The organism is Algoriphagus sp. CAU 1675, from assembly GCF_029222925.1.
Lineage (GTDB): Bacteria > Bacteroidota > Bacteroidia > Cytophagales > Cyclobacteriaceae > Algoriphagus.
Map to the genome: position 1 here is coordinate 407,189 of NZ_JARHUI010000004.1, position 20,338 is coordinate 427,526.

Here is a 20,338-nt window from a genome sequence, read left to right on the forward strand (position 1 = left end):
CCCTACCTGTGAACGCCGCTCAGTTTCAAGAAATTATCCGGAATGCCGATTCTTTAGAAAAGGGGGAAATCCTTCAGTTAAAAAAAGTGCAGGAAAATTTCCCGTATTTCCAGATCCCTCATGTGCTGATTGCCCGATACGAGTATTTGAAAAACCACGCTCATCAAAGTGGTGCTCTTGGCATGGCTGCGCTGACAAGTCCTGACCGAATTTGGCTGAAACAGCTCATTGAGCGCCCTAGTGAAATCCTCCCTTCTGCGGAAAAAGAGGATTTGCTTCCTGAGGACCAACCAGAAAAACCGGATCAAGCAAGTCGAACCCAATCCCTGCTCAAACTTGGGGAAGAGCTAAAAGGAAGCAAACCTGAATCTGCAGTAAAAACTGAAGCCCCTAAACCAAAACGAAAGGTGCGGAAATCGACCAACGATTCGCTAATCGAAACCATCAAAAAGAAAGAAAAAAAGATAATCGTCGATTCCAAGAAAAAGGAACAGATAGACCTGATTAAGGCATTTAGTAAAAAAGAAATCAAACTGGCTACCATCAAGGAAATTGAAGCCAATCAAAACACTGAAAATCTGGCTGCAAAAAGTACAGAAATCAATGACAAACTGATTTCAGAATCCTTTGCGAAGCTTCTCGAAAAACAAGGTAAGTCTGATAAAGCCATTGAAATTTATGAAAAATTGAGTTTGAAGTTTCCGGATAAAAGGACTTACTTTGCGGACTTGATTGAAAATCTGAAAAAATAATAATACGCGTATATGTTTACTTTATTAATTACTATCATCCTGATCCTGGCTGTATTGCTCATCCTGGTAATCCTAGGCCAAAACTCTAAAGGTGGAGTAGGCGCGGCTTTCGGCGGAAGCGCTTCCCAGATCATGGGTGTAACCCGTACCGGAAATGTACTTGAAAAAGCAACCTGGATTTTGGCTGTAGCAATCTTGGTTCTGTCTTTGGCCTCTTCTGTATTCTATACAAGTCCACAGTCCAATCAGTTTGAATCGCCAAATATTGAAAGTGCCAAGCAACAGGTAGTAGGCCCTGCATTCGGAGATACCGAAAGCGAGAGCTTGCTTCCTACAGATTCCGAAGGTTCTACCGCTGAAGATTCTACTTCCGGTCAGTAATTTCTGAGATAATTCAACAATTTTATAGAGTCCGTCTGTTGCAGGCGGACTTTTTTATTTATTTTAGGCAAAAGGCATTTTTAACAGCAGGATCTTATCACCGAATCCTTTCAAATCTGCTGAAATCACAACAATCACCAATTATATATAATGAACAACCAAACACTCCGCCTAGAGGACCTAAACTTAGAAAACTGGCCAAACTTGATCCTCTGGGCAGCACCAATCATGTTTTTGCTGGTATTTATCGAATGGGGAATCAGCTGGTATCAGAAACGAGATGCTTATGACGCAAAAGATTTCTTTGCGGCAGCTAGTATAGGCCTTGTCAATGTAGGAATCAGTGCAATGATCAAACTGGCCACATTTGGAACAGCTCTTTTTTTCTACAACATCGCCCCTTTTAAGATCCCTGCTACTTGGTGGTCTTTCATTGTCTGTTTTATTGCTATTGACTTTGCTCGATATTGGGCACATCGAATTGCCCATGAACAGCGGTTCTGGTGGGCCACACACATCACCCACCACAACTCATCCAAATACAACCTCTCCGTCTCGTTCAGACTTGGCTGGACTCAGCATATCAAGATCGTCTTTTTCATCCCTGTAATGTTTATGGGGTTTGATCCGTTTGTGTTCTTTATTTGTCATCAGATTGCTGTTCTATACCAGTTCTGGATCCATACCGAATACATCACCAAACTTCATCCGGTGATTGAGTACATTTTTACTACTCCATCCCATCACAGAGTACACCATGCTAGTGACGAGCATTATCTGGACAAAAATTATGGTTCAACTTTTATCATTTGGGACAGAATGTTTGGCACATTCATGCCTGAAGCCGAGCGTCCAACCTATGGAATCACGAAGCCTGTGACGTCCTACAATCCCATCTATCTGGTATTTCACGAATGGAGGGATATTTTCCGGGATCTCCGGAAAGCAGAAAGTCTCAAGGAAGGCTGGCTGATTCTCTTCGACAAACCAGGAGCTGAGATCATTGCCAATAGAATAAAAAAGAATACCGAAGCCCAAGAGGTAGAAGAAGATGAAAAAATGATGGAGACCTATTAAGGTCTCCATTTTTTATTCAGTCACAGTTTGTAATAAGAGCCTTTTACTGAGCGGAACCAAGGTCTCCTCAATTGGAAAGGTCTGAGTACTATGCAACCTCCAAGTAGCTGGATTGGGCAATTCCTTAACCTCCCGGATCAAGTGAAGCTTGAGAGACTCTAGGGTTTTTACCAAACTTCTTTGGAAGATGCCGAGCAACCAGAAGGAAATGCTCCTGAATTTCTCTCCTGCCAACTGAAATAGGCCTGATTTATACCGGAATGCATGCACCTCGTGGGAACGGTCCATGGTCATGAAGACAAATCCCTCCCGATTATAAATTGGTTGAATCCCAACCGGCTCAAATATCACCTGCTCTTCCACAAAATCATAAATGGCTTTCCCCTCCTGAATCTGCCCCTTCAGCTTCGGTAGGGCAAAATCCGTGATCAAATTGATCTCTTTCATCACCTCTCCCTCCTCTTCCTTTGGTTCATAATGCAACCTGACATTTTTCAGGTCAACCGCTGTCAGGGATTTTGGGAATAGTTCTGACAATCTGGTTTTTCCAGACTTCAACTCCTCAAGGTTCCGATTATGCTCGATCAATTCCCCTAATACCGGGTAAAGTTTCACCTGTCTAAATTGTTTGTTGCTTTCCTGTAAATAAGCCAGGAGCTGGTACTTTTTATATTCAAAGTCGATCAGCCCTTCGGTGATCCAGTTTTTCGGCAATGATTTCATAGTGACATTTGTTTTCAAAAAAATAATGAAATCTGACATTATTTTCAGGTCTTTACGAAATTTTGACAGTGCCACTTGTCAAAAAAAGATCAATATCCCGCAGGGATTTCCTCTATTTGCAGTCGATTTGTCAGCCTTTTGGACAAAACCTTCCTTGGCACAAGAATGGCTCAATGGGCATTAGCATTTTAATCTAACCTTTAAATAATTTCATATTATGTCAAACGTGAACATCAAACCTCTTGCAGACAGAGTATTGGTACAGCCTGCTGCAGCCGAAGAGAAAACCGCTTCCGGTCTTTACATTCCGGACACTGCCAAAGAAAAACCACAGAAAGGTACTGTTGTGGCTGTTGGCAATGGTAAAAAAGATGAACCCTTGACTGTGAAAGTTGGAGACACTGTTTTGTACGGAAAGTATTCCGGTACCGAACTGAACGTAGACGGAACTGACTATCTGATCATGAGAGAGTCTGATATCTTTGCGGTCCTTTAATTAATCACTTAGAACAATAACTTAAAAAAACCAGAAAATGGCTAAAGAACTATTTTTCGATACAGATGCGAGAGATCGCTTGAAAAAAGGCGTTGACGCCCTTGCTGATGCAGTAAAAGTAACATTGGGTCCTAAAGGCCGTAATGTTATCCTTGACAAAAAATTCGGAGCTCCTACCATTACAAAGGACGGTGTTTCAGTTGCTAAAGAAATCGAGCTTGCTGAACCAATCGAAAACATGGGCGCTCAGTTGGTAAAAGAAGTAGCTTCCAAAACTGCTGACAATGCAGGTGACGGTACCACTACCGCTACTGTTTTGGCACAGGCTATCTTCAACGTTGGTATCAAAAACGTGGCTGCAGGTGCTAACCCAATGGACCTTAAGAGAGGTATCGACAAAGCGGTGGCTGCTGTAGTTGCCAAATTGAGAGAAAACTCCAAAGAAATCTCCACTTCCAAAGAAATCGCTCAGGTAGCGACTGTTTCTGCCAATAATGACGAAGAAATCGGCAACATGATTTCTGACGCTATGGACAAGGTAGGAAAAGACGGTGTGATCACTGTAGAGGAAGCAAAAGGTACTGAAACTGAAGTTAAAACTGTAGAAGGAATGCAGTTTGACAGAGGTTACCTTTCTCCGTACTTCGTGACCAACACTGAGAAAATGGAAGCTGAATTGGATTCTCCATACATCTTGATCTACGACAAGAAGATCTCTTCCATGAAGGAATTACTTCCAGTATTGGAGCCAGTAGCTCAGTCTGGTAAACCTTTGTTGATCATCGCTGAAGATGTGGATGGTGAAGCATTGGCTACCTTGGTAGTAAACAAAATCAGAGGTGCTTTGAAAGTTGCCGCTGTAAAAGCTCCAGGGTTCGGTGACAGAAGAAAAGCAATGTTGGAAGACATCGCTATCCTGACCGGTGGTACTGTAATCTCCGAAGAAAGAGGTTTCAAATTGGAGAATGCTACTCCAGATATGCTAGGTAGAGCTGAAAAAGTCAACATCGATAAAGACAACACTACCGTTGTCAACGGTGCTGGCGATGCAGCTGCTATCAAAGGCAGAATTGCTGAGATCAAAGCTCAAATCGAAAAAACCACTTCAGATTACGACAGAGAGAAATTGCAGGAAAGACTTGCAAAACTTTCTGGCGGTGTAGCAATCCTTTATATCGGTGCTGCTACTGAAGTTGAAATGAAAGAAAAGAAAGACCGTGTGGATGATGCTTTGCATGCAACCAGAGCGGCTGTTCAGGAAGGTGTCGTTGTAGGTGGTGGTGTTGCCCTTGTAAGAGCAGTGGATGCTCTCAATGACTTGAAAGGAAGCAATGAAGACCAAGATACTGGTATCAACATCATCAGAACCGCAATCGAAGCTCCTTTGAGAACTATCGTTCTCAATGCAGGTGGAGAGCCTTCTGTTGTAATCAACAAAATCAGAGAGAACAAAGGAAACTTTGGATACAACGCAAGAACTGATGAGTACATGGATCTGTTCGAAGCAGGTGTTATCGACCCAACTAAAGTGACCCGTTTGGCTCTTGAAAACGCAGCATCAATCGCATCCTTGCTATTGACTACGGAGTGTGTGGTCGCTGACGTAAAAGAAGATTCTCCAGCAATGCCTCCAATGGGCGGCGGAGGAATGGGTGGAATGATGTAATTCACCTTGAACTTTATAAAAAGGAGGCTTATGGCCTCCTTTTTATTTTACTAAGACCCATCAGTAAATACTAAACCTTAAGTATTAAAAAAGATATTCAATCTTTTTTCTCAGAAACGGATAAATTGTATTTTGCTTTAAATACCTGCTTAAAATCACTTTTGAAACATCAATGATCCATTTTGACGCCATTTTTCTTGTGGATGATGATCCCATAAATAACCTTATAAATAAACGTCTGTTAAGTAAACTCGATATTTCAGAACTGATTTTAGAATTTTTAGAGGGTGCCCTAGCTCTAGAAAAAATAGCTGAAGTCCCAAAAGAACAAAAAATAATGATCTTTCTGGACATCAATATGCCTGTATTAAACGGTTGGGAATTTTTGGACACCTATCTAAAACTTTTCCCAGACCGAAGTGATAAAATAGTCATTCTTTCAAGCTCCATCGATTTTCAGGACCGCCAAAGAGCAAGAGAATATGAGCTCGTGTCAGGTTTTTTAGAAAAGCCCCTTACTCTGGATAAAATCCATTACCAGTTGAGTAAATACAATGATTAATTGTGCAAAAAACTACTCTGAAGGTATAATCCGGGACAATCTTTCCCAGATATCATGGATCATTAAAAAGGGAACAGGATTCGTGTCATCAGAAGTCCCCATTCTTAAGACAATCAAATTCTGAGAAGGAATAACCATCAGCAACTGCCCATTTTTACCCATCGCCTGAAACATATCCTCGGGAGCAGATGGAACAAGTGAACCCGGAAATATCATTTGGGAACTAGGCAACATGAAATTACTTTGTCCATTGAGCCAAGTCAAATATCCATAGGATCTATTAAAGATCTGGGAAGCCTTGCTCATCTTTGAAACATATTCTCTTGATAAGACTTGAATTCCATTCCAGTTTCCTTCCGCCAGAAGCAACAATCCAAACCTTGCAAAAGAACGGGCATCACTGTAAAAGACATTGTTTAGCCCGGTTTGTTGCCAAAAGCCTTTCATCCCGATCTTTTTCCCAATCTTTTCCTCAAAAAACTGTTGATATTCCATCCCGGAGGCGAGTTCTATTACCTTGTCAAGTATGGTATAGGTTCCATTGTGATAACTCCATCGAGTCCCGGGGTTAGAAAGGTAGGTAAAAGCGTCCGGAGTACTTCGATCCAAGTTGTCGACTTGATCGCTGATTCCGGTCGTAAAAGTCAAATGATGAATAAGCTTAATTTTCTGCTCCTGCTCCGCCGTCATTGAAGTCCACCCTTCACCCAAATAATTTTGAGTGGGGCTTTGCAGGTCCAAAATATTTTCTTTAGCTCCTACTCCAACCATAGCCGCAGTGAGGGTCTTTCCGGCAGATGCCCAATACCAATAGGAATCCTGATCCATTGGGGTAGAGTTGGTCAGCTTATTACCCCAATACTCCTCCACCACGATCTTTCCATCTTTGATAATCATAAAAGCCCGTGTCCCTTGGGTAGGAAGCCAGGCCAATAATTCCCCAAGTTCAGATTGGTTCCAAGTAAGTTGCGCCAAAGGCGTTTTCTCCCATTCTGAAGAACCATTGGGAGGAAAGTAAAGAGCATCAGTTAAAACGGAACTAGGTGTCTGTGCCTCGGCACAGGAAAAAGAGCAAAAAGCCCAACACACTGCTACAATTTTCCCGAAGGAAAAATCAAAGTTCAGAAGTATGCTGGGCTTCATCATTTATTTTCTTAGAGTGTCCTGGATGAATTTTTTCAAATCTTCCCTAAAAAGTTTGGCAGAGGGCAAATGGGTATACATCATATGGCCAGCCTCATAATAGGTCATGATTATTCGGTCCGTAGCGGACTTTGGAAGATCTATGTGAGAAATGGAATGCTCAACACCATGGAATACAGTGGCCAAATCATAGTATCCGTTCATGATCAAAATTTTCACATTAGGATCCTTACTCAATGCATCTTCCATATCCGGGATGGTAGTCACGGCTGCGTCTGCACCCCAGAAATTATTTCCCTTATGCTTCCAATCCCACTTAAATCCCTCCTTGGAATAAGCAGAGGTGGCATAAAGCAAATCCTTACTTACTCCGAGTGATCCATGAAAATAATCCAAGAATGCCATGGTATAAGCAGGTGAGATCGCATCACTTTGAGGGTCAGTAAATGCACTGACGGACATTGGATCAATATTCATCCCTTTATACCGGGAATCCAGCCTTCCTACCGTATTTTCCTCCCCTCGGAGCAACTCCTGGAAATATTCTCCCGCCTTGATCTTTAAATCTGCTCGTAGCCAAATCTCGCCGCTGATTCCAGTATACTCCTGAAGTCTGGAAGCGATCCTACTCTTCTCCGAATCACTGATCCGGTTTCCTTTATACAAAGCCGGTGCATATTCATTCTCTGTAAATTCCCGAACCTTCTGAACAAAAGCAGGTAAATCATTTTCTTTGTTTTGCACCTTATCATGGTACCAACTGGTTGCCGCCATAGTAGGCAGATAAACCACATAGGAAATATCTTCATTGGGAGCGAAGAAAAGTGTTCTCAGGTCAAAAACAGCCGAAACCATGATCACTCCATTGAGCGCATACCCATTGTTCAGCAAATAACTCATCACGCCTGCATTTCGGAAAGTACCATAACTTTCTCCAAGGATGTATTTCGGCGAATTTAACCTGTCATGGGCTTTCAAAAACTGCATGATAAACAGGCTGACACTTCGGATATCCTGGTCCACTCCCCAAAAATCCTTACCGGTAGCCTCCCCGATTGGGACGCTCAAACCAGTCCCCACAGGATCCATCATGACCACATCGGCCATATCCAAGATAGAAAACTCATTATTTACCAATTGGTAAGGTGCGGCTTGGTTGTAATTCGGATCATCCACCACAATACGCTTGGGCCCCATCACGCCCATATGCAACCAATACGAGGAAGATCCGGGTCCACCGTTGTAGGCAAAAACTATAGGTCGGTCTTTTCCTCCATTTTCTTTGAAGTAAGCCGTAAAACCAAATAAAGCAATGGGCTTGTTGTTTTCATCCCGAAGTTCCATGGTTCCCGCCTTGGCGTTCAAATTAATAACCTTCCCGTCAATGGTCACAGATTGCTTTGACTCAAAAACCTGAGCTTTGGGAAGTGATTCAACTGGCTTTTCCTGAGCGTGGGAAAGTCCTGTGAAAAACAGGAGTGCAATAATCAGAACTTTTAATTTCATGATGATTGGGTTTTGGTTGTCTTAAGGAATTTACTTCGGGCTCTTTTATTGTTTAAAGATCTTTCCGTCCTTCATTACGAAAATCACATCTTTCATCACTTTAATATCCTTCTCGGGATTTCCACTGACTGCGATAATATCAGCAAGTTTTCCTGATTCGATTGTTCCAAGTTTCTCCTCCACACCCAAAAGCTGCGCTGCATTTAAGGTAGCCGCCTGAATGGCTTCCAGATTAGGCATACCCACTTCTGTCAGATACAAAAACTCCCGGTAATTTTCCCCATGAGGAAAAACCCCTGCATCAGTCCCGAAAGCGATTTTCACTCCGCTTTCGTAAGCTTTTCTGAAAGTCTCCTGAATTTGAGCTCCAATTTGCATTGCTTTGTCACGGACAACAGGAGGGTAATATCCCGGGATTTTGGCATATTCAGCGGCGGACATTCCAGCCGTCACAGTGGGCACATACCAGGTTCCTGCTTTTTTCATCATTTCCATGGTTTCTTGGGACATCATCGTACCGTGTTCAATGGAATGAATTCCAGCTTTTACAGCTCTCTTCATTCCCTCATCACCATGGGCATGTGCTGCTACATGGATTCCAAAATCCTTGGCAGTTTCTACAACTGCGTCCAATTCATCCTGCTGAAATTGAGGAGCAGAACCATCTCTAGCAACAGAAAGCACACCCCCGGTGGCAGTTACTTTAATGACATCCGAACCGAATTTAACCGCCTGTCTAACTGCTTTTCTCGCATCATATGGACCATTGATGACTCCCTGGTCAGGCCCGGGATCCCCCATCAAATCTCTCCTTACTCCATTAGTTGGGTCTGCATGTCCTCCTGTAGGGGCAATGGACTTGCCTGCAGTATAAATTCTCGGCCCTGCGACCAAACCATTGTTTATGGCATTTCTCAAAGCAATATTGACTCCCGAACCACCCAAATCCCGAACTGTGGTAAACCCTGCCATAAGAGTAACCTTGGCATAAGGAAGAGACTTGAAAGCAACATCTGCTTCATTATCCCGGAAGCCATCCATGTATCGGGTAGGACTGGTTTGACTTTCAATATGGACATGCATATCCATTAAGCCCGGCATTACCGTTGCATCTTTCAGGTCAATGACAGAATCACCCTGTCCGCCTTTTTGGTAGCCAGAACTTACAGAAAGGATCTTATCTCCTTCTACAACTATGGTCTGTTCAGTTAAAATCTTTTTGGATTTTACATCAATCATGCGACCGGCATGGATATACGTCTTCTGTGCAAATGCTCCTAGAGAAAGCAATAGAGCAAGTCCAGAAAGTACAGCTTTTTTCATTATTTTGAATTGATTGGTTGGTACGGAAAGGTAGGTAAATAGCATGAAATCAACCCAACCGTTCATCAGGCTTTAATTGAAAACAATGATCGTGCAGATGAAAGCCCAAACGCTGATAAAATGGTAAAGCTCCTTCTGCGGCAAAGAGAAATAATCTCGCCCTTGGACCAGTATTTCTCGCCTCCTGTAAAAGTCTCCGGCCTATTCCCTTTTTTTGATACTCTGGTGAAACGGCAAGGTCTGCGATAAAGCATCTATAACAAAAATCCGAAAGGGCTCTCAAGACCCCAATTAACTTCCCGTTTTCCCGCGCTGTCAGAATCAGGTTGGCTCCATTCAACATCTCTTGTAAATGGTCGGGATCATGCATAGGTCTCCGCTTTCCCAAGCCTGAACTGTTTAAAATTTCTATAAACTCCTTTATGGGAAGATTTTCCTCTCTTTGAAATGTGATCATAAACTCAAAACTCAGGTAGAAAAACGTATTAATTCAATTGGGAAATAATACCTGAAAATATACTAAATCAAAGAATGGAATTTTGATCAAAACAAACCCAAAAAACAACATAGAGATTTTCTAAATCAAGGTCTTATTGTTCCTTATTTCTAACCACCAGATACCAATCCCCTTCCAAAGGCAAATAGCCATAATCATAACAATAATAATAGACTGCTCCTTTCTTGGTTTCATACGTGTGGGTCTGGTACTTAAACTTAAATCCCTCTTGAAGCAATTTGTCCTTGGTGGTTTTCCCCAAATCCTCCCCTGCAGGAATCAGCGATTCCAGAATGTTTCGGTTTCTTTTCAAGCTGTAATTGATCCTCCTTACCAGATTATTGTTATCAGCATATTGGTGGTAATTGTAGGAGTTGCGGCATTGGTCATCACAAAATTTCTTATCCATTCTACCTTGGATAGGCTTTCCGCAATTCAAACAGTGTTTCTTTTCAGCAGGCATGGTCAAAAAGTTTTTAGGTAATTTAGATAATTGGGTTAAAAAATAAAAGCGGGAAAAACCCGCTTTTTACATTCATTTCCAATCAGTTAAGATTTTTTTCCCACAAAGCGGATTACAGAAGATTCTCCAACGTGAAACTCCCCTTCCTCCAAAGCTACAATCTTCTCCTCCTTGACTATGACTTCCAAACCTCCAAAATCCTGCATCAGTTCCTCTTCGGAATACAACATCGCCAAATCCTTTGGGCCACCTGCTTTAGGGTTTTTGGAATTGTATTGAAGATGATCTTTGGAAAAAGCCTCCAAAACCAACAATCCTCCCGGTTTCAATAAAGCGAGCAATTGGGAATGCATAAAAGAGCGAATGGAAGGAGGAAAATGTGCAAAAATCAATACCACTACATCAAAACTTTCGTCCTCATAGGATAGCTCAGGTAAGGTCCCAACCCGATAATCGATATTCACTCCTTTGCTTTCTGCCAGTTTTTCTGCTTTCGCTTTACCTTCCTCACTTAGGTCAAAGGCCGCAACATCCCAACCTAAAGTAGCTGCAAACACTGCATTTCTCCCTTCCCCTTCTGCTGGAAAAAGCACTTTCCCGGGCTCTAGATTACGGATAATTTCCCTGTAAAACTCATTGGGTTCAGTCCCATAGGCATAGGCCTCGGCACTGTATCGTTCGTTCCAAAATTCTTTCATGTCAATCAGATATTTTCATCAAAATCAAAATAGGGAACCCAAAGTTCCCTACTCCTTTCACCGCTCAAAGCTAATTGTTTCCAAATTGAAGGTGTTCCAAATCGAAACCCCAGAATCTGTACGCAGCACGAAATAAACATCTTTAAACCCGGAAATTGGGTTCACTTTTATCTGAACAGGGAAAAACGCAATCCCTTCCTTCTTTTCGAGGATCTCTGTGCTTCCCCAAAGTTCTCCGTCTGGAGAGCCCAGCCGAACTTCAAGTTTTCCCTTTACATTTCCAGGATTGAGCAAAAGCCTCACTTTGTTGATTCCAGAAAGATCCGTCTGATCAAAGCTTATCCAAGAGTTTTTCTCGGTAAAACGAATAAAATTCTTTCCATCCGCATTGGCCTTGGCAGTATTCTCAAATCTGGATGCAGAGACTGCCATCAAGTGGTGATTGCGCAAAAAAAGCTGATAACTTGATTTAAGCGGCCCAATACCATTGGCACCCTGATCCTCATAGGATGCCTGAATTAAATAATAACCATCTGGATTTTCAGAGGATTTGATTTCATACATGCCTTTCAGTGGCAATCTGTCCTGACCAAAATCCGGATCCTCCAAACCAAGAATAAAACTCACCATTTCCTCCACTTGCTCCTTTTCCAAATGGGTATGCCCCGGCATCAATCGCTCTCCCCAAACTCCGGAACCTCCATTGATCACCTTATTGACTAAATAGGCTTTGGCCTCTACCTGTCCTTTGTATTTTTTAGAAACATTTCGATAGGTTGGTCCAACGGATTCATTTTCTATAGCATGACAGGCCTTACAGCCCGCTTGGTTAATATAATTCTCTCCAAGTACTACCTGTTCTTCCTGATGCCCTGTTCCGATAAGATCATAGCCTCCCTCCACAAAATCAATGGAAAACTGAATGGCACTTTGGTTGATCTCAGAATCCTCCGCATCCTCTACATGAACTTGGTATGCAATGGGTTCAGTATCAAAATAAAAACTCTTGTTCCCACCCCAGTCAACACTTACTTCCGGCCGGGAATTTCCAACCCTGATTTCTAGAGTGGTCTCAACTTGCTCTCCTTCCTGGTCTTTTACCATCAATTTGGCAGAATAGGTGCCCGGATTCGGGTAAGTGTAGGTAGGGTTGGGTTCCGTAGACTTACCCCTTCCATCCCCAAAATCCCACTCAAAAGTTAATTGGTCCTGAGGGTCAAAATCGAGGGTTCCTTCGGAAGAGAATACCACCTCCAATGGCGCTGCCCCGGTGGTTTCGGATGCAGAGATTTTAGCTATAGGTTTTCTGTTACCAGCTGCAAATTCAATTCTGTAAAGGCCCGAATCGTCATTCTGAGCTCTCCAATAAGTCCCGTATTCGAGAACATAAAGCGCTCCGTCTTTTCCAAACTGCATATCCACTGGCTTATCAAAAACAGTAGAAGGCATAAAACGCTCCATAGTATCATACTCGAAATTTTCAGTCAGGGAAACCGTAAAAATCCAATTTCTCATCCAGTCATAAATGAACAATTTGCCATTATAGTATCCCGGAAACCGTACATCGGAAGCCTCGAAATCTTCCCGGTAGTAAACCGGGCCTCCCATGGCATTCCTTCCACCTGTTTCCAGCATGGGAAATTCCACTGATTCATCATAGGGATACCAAATCAGAGCAGACTGTGCCGGAGGAAGATTCTCTATCCCAGTATTGTTGGGAGAGGTATTTATGGGCGCTGCCGGATCAAACTCAAACAAACTCTCCTGCTTTTCAAAATCATATTTCCAGTAGGGTTTATTATTTCCCACAAAATAAGGCCAGCCAAAAAAACCTGCTTCTCTGGCCAAATTAATTTCATCATGCCCTTTTGGACCTCTTTTCAAACTATCCCTGGAAGCATCAGGTCCTACTTCTCCCCAGAAAAGATTCCCGTTATGTTGATCAATGGAAATCCGAAAGGGGTTTCGGTTTCCCATGACATAGATTTCAGGACGGGTATTTGGAGTTCCCGGAGGAAAAAGATTCCCTTCAGGAATAGTGTAGGTCCCATCTGGTTGGGGAGTAATTCGTATGATGGTGCCCCTGAGATCGTTGGAATTCCCAGAGGTTTTCTGAGCGTCCACATTTGCGGGGCGATCCTGACGCTCATCGATTGGATTGTAATTATCTGATTCAAAAGGAGTAGTATCGTCTCCCATGGAGAGGAATAAATTCCCATTCGAATCAAATTCTATGGAACCACCTGAATGGCAGCAACCCCGGAAAACAGGAACTTCTAAAAGAATTTTTTCTGAAGCCAGGTCTAACAGGTTTTCCTTGAATTCAAAACGTGAAAGGCGGTTGACATCGGGTTGATAATCTAAGGGTGCATAGTATAAATAAATCCAGTGATTCTGTTCGAAATTTGGATCTTTTGCCAAACCCAGCAACCCGTCTTCGTGCTCCAGATACACATTCAATTCTCCAACTACCAAGGTCTGACCGGAAGAAGCATCATACAATTTCAGTTTGCCGGCCCGTTCGATAAACAACACATCTCCGTTGTCCAGGACTTCGAGCTCCATAGGCTCATTTAGCTTCTCCACCAAAGTTACTTTGGTAAACCGGCTTTCATCGGGCTTGATGTCAGCAAAGGGATCGAGATCTTTTTGTGAACAACTCCACACACTCATCCCCAGAACAGCAAAAGCAAGCGCTGCAATTCGCATAGGTTATTAGGTTTTTGAATTATTATTTACTGAAATTGAAGGGATACAAAATACAGGTCTTGGAAATCAAAACATAAAATTCAGGTTAAAAATGGGGTTCTATTACAAAAAAAGTCCCGCTGAAAAAGATCCAGCGGGACTAGTTGTTGGTTTAAAATCTGGGAACCATTTAGAATCTTACCAGATCCAAGCGGGATTATCCCTGCTAAAAATGGTAAAGGCGACCATAAACTCATGGGTAGAATTCGGGAGCAAATAACTCTTTGATATTGGCATCTCGTAGACATATCCCACACGTAATTTTTCCAAAATAAAGCCCAATTGGAAATTATTGGCATAGCTGAACCTATGTCCCAACCCTGCCCAAAATTTCTCCATTAGGATTGCCTTGGCGTTTATCTCTACATTGTCCGGAAGATTATTCTGACTTCTCCACATGAGGTTTCCAGCCACGCTCAAAGTTTCGGAAATTTCCTTTCTGTAACCTCCCTGGAATATGCCAATTCTGGGCTTTTTATCCATAAAGACATCCCCTCCATTAATTCTGCCTTCATTCACATTCTGCACAGCATAGGATAAATAATAATTGTTGTGGGTAAGGGCAATTCCCAAGTTGAAATCAACCATGGTCATATTTGCAAAATTCCCCAAATATTTGTTGACAATGGGATCATTTGCCTGCTCAGTGGTCAGGTTGTTTCCATCCAGTCGAACACTATTGAAATTCAGTCCTGCACCAACTCTCAGGTAGGCATTGGAGCTTACCTGAACTCTGGTTGCATAGCTCAAGATCAAATCTGTTTCACGAAATGCCCCGTAACTGTCAGTCATAACATTAACACCTACGGCATTTTTTCCAAGTTCGGAGGCATCCAAATCATTCAATTCTGCAAAGTCCAACTCTGCGGAGATGAAGTAGTTCTTGGGTGTACCTTCCCAGCCTGCCCATTGGTTCCTTACAAACCCACGGGCCATAGAACCTTCATATCCCGTCAAACTAGGATTAAAATAGCCCTGAAGGTGACTGAATTGGCTAACGTATTTTCTGGATTGAGCTTCTGACTGGAATGGCAGAGCCAGAACAATGAATATGAGTATTAGTAATTTTTTCATCATTTCTATTTTTTTGAAAAAGGATGAAGGGCCGAAGCAAAAGGCTCCGGACCTTCATTTCATATTCTTAATATCTTAATAAGTTCAAAATTCCCCTTCTGGATTCCTTGGTCTCTCCGATTTCAATCACCCAGTAATAAGAGCCCGCTGGTACATCTTTCCCTTTGTAGGTACCATCCCAGCGCACACTAGGGTCAGTGGTAATGAATAGTCTGTCACCGCTCTTTTCGAAGATCTGAATCTTGACATTGGAGTAGTACAACAGTTCTCTCACACCCCAATCATCATTGTATCCATCACCATTTGGAGTAAAGGTGTTTGGAATCTCGATATCGCTCAGGGACTTTCTGTCTCTGAATATTTCGAACCTCTTCACAAATTCATTTCCAACCCGGTCTATCACTTTCACCTCTATGGTAAAGGAGTTTTTACCTAGGAGAACCTCAGAAGAGCTCCAGAACAGCTGACCATCAACAATCTCAAAATACTGGTTGTCAAGAACATTGCCGTTCAATATGATCGTATGTACATCATCCACAGGGTCAATCACAGTGAATGTACCCACATAAATAAAGTCGCTAGTCACATCCACTTCAAAGCGGTTGTTGTCCAAGATCAGGTCTTCAGGAGCCGGCTTTTCCAACACCATCACTTCAATTTCCACAGCCAGACTTACATCAAAAGTATTGTAGACGCAAGGCTCAATTAGTGCAGTACCGGTGATGATATAGGTTCCACTTTCGAATTGGTTGACATTGATCTCATCCCATTCAACTTCCACACTTACTTCTGAACCGTCACCAAGAACCGCAGTCACAGTGGCAGGTGGAGTAAATGCAGTTCCCCAATTCCAAAGGATCAAGGTTTCATAAGAAAGTGAGGCAACAGACCGATCAGCTAGGTAATCTGAAACTCCGTCTGAGTCAGAGTCCGCAAAATCAGTTCCGTCCAGAGGATCGGTTCCATCAAACTCCTCTACATAATCCGGCACTCCATCCTCGTCTGTATCCTTAAATCCAGAGCAATTTTCAGGGTCAGTTTCCTGAATCTCTTCAATGTAATTCGGAACTCCATCCCCGTCTGTATCTTTGAAATCAGTATTATCCAAAGGATCGGTACCCTCAGCAACCTCCGTTCCATCAGGAACTCCATCACCATCGGTATCTGGATTCAATGGGTCTGTACCGTTTTCTTTTTCTTGCTGATTAGGAGACCCGTCATTGTCACAATCAGCATCCTTCCAAGCTTGATCCGGATCTGTTTCCTGATTATCAAGGACAAACGAACAAGCTTCCAAAGGATCGGTATTGTCTGAAACCTCTGTTCCATCCAATACTCCATCCCCATCCGAATCTGGGTTTAATGGATCTGTACCCAAATCCACTTCCTCTTGATTGGTCAATCCATCCTCATCACAATCGGCATCTTTCCAAGACTGAGAAGCAGCCAAAGTCTGGCTTTCCAATACAAAAGAACACTCGTCCAATGGATCGGTTTCGTCATCTACTTCCTGACCGTCAGTCACTCCATCCCCATCCGTATCGGCATTCTTAGGGTCAGTTCCAAGCTCGGTCTCGGCCTGATTGCTCAGTCCATCCTCATCACAATCTGCTTCTTTCCAAGCCTGATTAGGCTCTACTGTCTGGCTTTCTGCCAAATATGAACATGCGTCCAATGGATCGGTAGAGTCAGTCACTTCGGTGCCATCCAACACTCCGTCTCCGTCAGTATCTGGATCAAAAACATCCGTTCCTCTATTTACTTCATCCTGATTGGTCAATCCATCCTCATCACAGTCTGCATCATTCCAGGACTGATCTGTAGGTAATGTTTGACTGGCCAGAATAAATGAACACTGATCCAATGGATCGGTCTCGTCATCCACTTCCTGTCCGTCTGTCACTCCATCGCCGTCCGTATCAGCATCCTGAGGGTCTGTGCCCAATTCGGTCTCTGCCTGATTGCTCAATCCGTCCTCGTCACAGTCTGCTTCATTCCAAGCCTGCTTAGGCTCTTCTGTCTGGCTTTCGGCTAAATAAGAACATGCGTCCAATGGATCAGTGGAGTCTGTCACTTCAGTACCATCCAACACTCCGTCTCCATCAGTATCCGGATCAAAAACATCCGTTCCTCTATTTACTTCAATTTGATTGCTCAAACCATCTTCATCACAGTCTCCAACCTTCCAATCCTGAGAGGTAGCTAAAGTCTGGCTTTCCAATACAAAAGAACAAAGGTCCAACGGATCGGTCCCATCTTCCTGTTCCTGCCCATCGGTAACTCCATCGCCATCAGAATCGGCAAATAGAGGATTGGTACCCAATCCAGTTTCTTCCTGATTTGTCAACCCGTCCGCATCACAGTCAGCTTCCTTCCAGGCCTGCTCAGGCTCTAATGTCTGGCTTGTAACCAAATAAGAACATACATCCAACGGATCAGTGGAGTCTGTCACTTCTGTGCCGTCCAATACACCGTCACCGTCTGTATCCGGATCAAAAGGATCTGTTCCTCTATCCACTTCCTCCTGATTGGTCAAGCCATCCTCATCACAGTCTGCATCTTTCCAGGACTGATCTGTAGGCAAAGTTTGGCTGGCAAGTATAAATGAACACTGGTCCAATGGATCGGTCTCGTCATCCACTTCCTGTCCGTCTGTCACTCCATCGCCATCCGTATCCGGATCTAAAGGATTGGTTTCGATTTCCTTTTCAGCTTGGTTACTCAGACCATCATTATCACAGTCTGCTTCTTTCCAAGCAGCATCTTGCTCCAAGGTTTGGCTAGCCAGTACAAATGAACACTGATTTAGAGGGTCTGTGCTGTCAGTGATTTCAGTTCCGTCCAAAACCCCATCTCCGTCTGTATCAGGGTCCAGAGGGTCGGTTCCTCTATCTACTTCTTGTTGATTGGTCAGGCCGTCCTCATCACAATCCGTATCTTTCCAAGTTTGGCTCGGAGCAAGTGTCTGACTGGCCAGTACAAAAGAACATGCATCCAGGGGATCGGTTTCATCATCTACTTCCGTGCCATCGATCACGCCGTCTCCATCTGTATCCGGATTCAGCAGATCAGTCTGAAGCTCAACTTCCTGTTGGTTGGTCAAACCATCACTGTCACAATCAGCGGACTTCCATGATTGGCTTGGTTCCAATATCTGGCTTGTAAATACAAATGAACATTCATCCAAAGGATCTGTATCGTCAGCAACTTCAGTCCCGTCCAATACCCCGTCTCCATCTGTATCTGGATCCAGTGGATTGGTTCCAAGACTCTTCTCGTCACCGTTAAGCAAGCCGTCATTATCACAATCTCCTTCATCCCAAGCAGCGCTAGGTGTTACTGTCTGATTCTCTGGAATAAATGAACAGGGGTCCTGATAGTCCGTACCATGAAAAATTTCAATTCCATTTGTTACGCCATCCCCATCTTCGTCTCCATTAGGGTCAAGTGAAAAATGAACAATGTCGGAGTTTGAAATCAGGTCACCGTTTAACCTACCAACAATTACCGCCAAATCAGGATCAGGTGTTGATGTCAAAACTGCGGTATAAGTACCGTCATTGTTATCGGTTACCGGACCCAATGTACCGGCAGAAGTACCTAATGTAAGCGTGCCCCCGGAGGTAGTAATGTTGTTGCCGTCCGAATCCTTCAACTGTACCGTAATAATGGACTGGGAAACTCCATCCGCTACAATTGAGTTGGGGCTTGCCGTCAAAGTAGTCTTTTGAAGGTCAACTACACCGGGCGGTATCTCCTGGTTTTGATTTAAATACAAACTGTACACTGTTGTACCTTCCCGGAAACTTTCATTAAAAAGAGGGACAATCCCCTCAGTTCCGGTGGCAAAATCATCGGTCAGTGATGCGTCAACAGTGTTACGAGAAAATCCGACCGAGACAAGAATGAAAAGAAAGCAAGTTAAGATTGCTTTCAATAAAGTGCCTTTGGATTTGGACATGCCTAAGATGTTTTTGTTCTATATGCAGAGTTAAAATTATTGTGAAAAATAAAATAAAAATTTTCAAACAACCTATAAATATATTTTTCAAGCCTTTTTTTTAATATAAAATGCGTTTTTAACAGCAATAAATTTTGAAGAAAACTAACAATTCAAATCACTTCGTTTTTACCCTTAATTTTTGAGTAAGGATTTTTCTAAGATTATACATTAGAATTTACAGAAAAAAATTAAGGCATCAGAATACCTGTCTGTCTGGAAACAAGGAAGTAGCAGCTCTTCGAAGAGACCACCCCAAAATAAAACCCCTTGATTTAAAACACTTTATAAGAAAATTATAAAGCTATTAATAATATAAATTCAACAGAACATAAAAGAACTAAAATCTGCAATGGAAAAACCTATGAAACAAACTGCTAAACATAGTATTGATTACAATACAAATCTGCCCCTTAACTATTCAAAACAATCAGTTAATCACCAATTTATATCTCCACACTTCCCTCAACTCCTCCACATTGATATCAAATGGCTTATAAATTGGGTTTGAAGAGCATAATAAAAGCTTACGTTCTTCCTTGATCCGGTTATAGGCAATTTTAAAAACCACTCCATCCTGCTCAGTCACTAACACATAACGCTCTCCGTCTTTGATCGCTGTCCAGTCATCCACATATTCGCATACAATCCAAGCCCCTTCCGGCACAGGCAACATGGAGTCACCGTCTACTTGAAATACCCGGTACTTTTTATCCATTGGCAAAAAAGGCAAGGCAAAGCGGGGCAACTCGGAGATAAATTCCGGGTCCGAAAAACCTGCCAGATAACTGGCCTTTGCCCGTTGGGAAACCACCTCTATCAACTCCCTACCCTGCTCGTCCACAGTAGTAGCCAGGACGCGCAGCTTTCTCCCTCGGAGAAACTGATCTGTCTCGAGGAGTTCACGCAGCTTGTATTCTGAATACGAACTCAAATCCTCCCGCAACAAAATATCTATGGACACACCCAAATGATCCGAAATCATCACCAGCGTATCCAAGGTAGGGTTAATGTTCAGTTCATATCCTGCCAACTTGGACCGGGAAATCCCTATAGCCGAGGCCAAAGTTTCCTGGGTCAGTCCTTTCTTCTTTCTGAGAAGCTTGATGTTTGCATGTAGATTCATCATTGATCCCGATAAGCCATAAGGCCATTTTTATTGATTCTTCTCCCTTTGGTTTTTCATCTATCCCTCGGACAATCCCCGTCATTTTTCGAAAAACCGTTTCC

Annotated in this window: 17 protein-coding genes; 6 read left to right on the top strand and 11 right to left on the bottom strand. The window is 42.9% G+C overall.

The window, feature by feature from the left end; translation table 11 throughout:
- The first annotated feature begins 8 nt into the window (after positions 1–8).
- The 3 genes from P2G54_RS11770 (at position 9) to P2G54_RS11780 (ending at position 2,210) form a co-directional block, all read left to right on the top strand.
- Positions 9–752: a hypothetical protein gene (locus P2G54_RS11770; RefSeq protein WP_275871340.1), complete on the top strand. Its 744-nt coding sequence runs from the start codon at positions 9–11 to the stop codon at positions 750–752.
- Between the two features lie 12 nt (positions 753–764).
- The gene (secG, locus tag P2G54_RS11775) at positions 765–1,133 is read left to right on the top strand and encodes a preprotein translocase subunit SecG (RefSeq protein ID WP_275871342.1); all 369 of its coding nucleotides are present in this window, start codon (positions 765–767) and stop codon (positions 1,131–1,133) included.
- Positions 1,134–1,283: 150 nt separating this feature from the next.
- Complete coding sequence (locus P2G54_RS11780; RefSeq protein WP_275871344.1) at positions 1,284–2,210, top strand: sterol desaturase family protein; 927 nt, start codon at positions 1,284–1,286, stop codon at positions 2,208–2,210.
- Positions 2,211–2,222: 12 nt separating this feature from the next.
- On the opposite strand, the gene P2G54_RS11785 is transcribed toward P2G54_RS11780, so the two are convergent.
- On the bottom strand, positions 2,223–2,933 hold the full coding sequence (locus P2G54_RS11785) for a hypothetical protein (protein WP_275871346.1): 711 nt from the start codon (positions 2,931–2,933) through the stop codon (positions 2,223–2,225).
- A gap of 217 nt (positions 2,934–3,150) precedes the next feature.
- Here P2G54_RS11785 and P2G54_RS11790 point away from each other — a divergent pair, with 217 nt between their 5' ends.
- The 3 genes from P2G54_RS11790 (at position 3,151) to P2G54_RS11800 (ending at position 5,657) form a co-directional block, all read left to right on the top strand.
- Positions 3,151–3,429 carry a co-chaperone GroES gene (locus tag P2G54_RS11790; RefSeq protein WP_275871348.1) on the top strand — a complete coding sequence of 93 codons (279 nt, stop codon included), beginning with the start codon at positions 3,151–3,153 and terminating at the stop codon, positions 3,427–3,429.
- A gap of 37 nt (positions 3,430–3,466) precedes the next feature.
- A complete protein-coding gene (gene groL, locus P2G54_RS11795) occupies positions 3,467–5,095 on the top strand; it encodes a chaperonin GroEL (RefSeq protein WP_275871350.1) in 1,629 nt (542 codons plus the stop codon).
- 172 nt (positions 5,096–5,267) lie between these two features.
- Positions 5,268–5,657, top strand: coding sequence for a response regulator (locus tag P2G54_RS11800; protein ID WP_275871352.1), 390 nt, complete (start codon positions 5,268–5,270; stop codon positions 5,655–5,657).
- A 12-nt stretch (positions 5,658–5,669) separates the two neighbouring features.
- On the opposite strand, the gene P2G54_RS11805 is transcribed toward P2G54_RS11800, so the two are convergent.
- The 10 genes from P2G54_RS11805 to P2G54_RS11850 form a co-directional block, all read right to left on the bottom strand.
- Positions 5,670–6,803 carry a serine hydrolase domain-containing protein gene (locus P2G54_RS11805; RefSeq protein ID WP_275871354.1) on the bottom strand — a complete coding sequence of 378 codons (1,134 nt, stop codon included), beginning with the start codon at positions 6,801–6,803 and terminating at the stop codon, positions 5,670–5,672.
- Entirely contained in the window at positions 6,804–8,306 is a 1,503-nt protein-coding gene (locus P2G54_RS11810; protein ID WP_275871357.1) for a carboxypeptidase, read from the bottom strand.
- Positions 8,307–8,351: 45 nt separating this feature from the next.
- Positions 8,352–9,629, bottom strand: coding sequence for an amidohydrolase family protein (locus P2G54_RS11815; protein WP_275871359.1), 1,278 nt, complete (start codon positions 9,627–9,629; stop codon positions 8,352–8,354).
- 49 nt (positions 9,630–9,678) lie between these two features.
- On the bottom strand, positions 9,679–10,086 hold the full coding sequence (locus P2G54_RS11820) for a GNAT family N-acetyltransferase (RefSeq protein ID WP_275871361.1): 408 nt from the start codon (positions 10,084–10,086) through the stop codon (positions 9,679–9,681).
- Positions 10,087–10,219: 133 nt separating this feature from the next.
- Positions 10,220–10,588, bottom strand: coding sequence for a DUF2116 family Zn-ribbon domain-containing protein (locus P2G54_RS11825; RefSeq protein ID WP_275871363.1), 369 nt, complete (start codon positions 10,586–10,588; stop codon positions 10,220–10,222).
- 86 nt (positions 10,589–10,674) lie between these two features.
- The gene (locus P2G54_RS11830; protein ID WP_275871365.1) at positions 10,675–11,286 is read right to left on the bottom strand and encodes a class I SAM-dependent methyltransferase; all 612 of its coding nucleotides are present in this window, start codon (positions 11,284–11,286) and stop codon (positions 10,675–10,677) included.
- Positions 11,287–11,343: 57 nt separating this feature from the next.
- Positions 11,344–13,995: a PQQ-dependent sugar dehydrogenase gene (locus tag P2G54_RS11835; RefSeq protein ID WP_275871367.1), complete on the bottom strand. Its 2,652-nt coding sequence runs from the start codon at positions 13,993–13,995 to the stop codon at positions 11,344–11,346.
- A gap of 177 nt (positions 13,996–14,172) precedes the next feature.
- Positions 14,173–15,108: a type IX secretion system membrane protein PorP/SprF gene (locus P2G54_RS11840; RefSeq protein WP_275871369.1), complete on the bottom strand. Its 936-nt coding sequence runs from the start codon at positions 15,106–15,108 to the stop codon at positions 14,173–14,175.
- Positions 15,109–15,175: 67 nt separating this feature from the next.
- On the bottom strand, positions 15,176–19,069 hold the full coding sequence (locus P2G54_RS11845) for an invasin domain 3-containing protein (RefSeq protein WP_275871371.1): 3,894 nt from the start codon (positions 19,067–19,069) through the stop codon (positions 15,176–15,178).
- 469 nt (positions 19,070–19,538) lie between these two features.
- Complete coding sequence (locus tag P2G54_RS11850) at positions 19,539–20,234, bottom strand: LexA family transcriptional regulator (protein ID WP_275871535.1); 696 nt, start codon at positions 20,232–20,234, stop codon at positions 19,539–19,541.
- Positions 20,235–20,338: the final 104 nt, after the last annotated feature.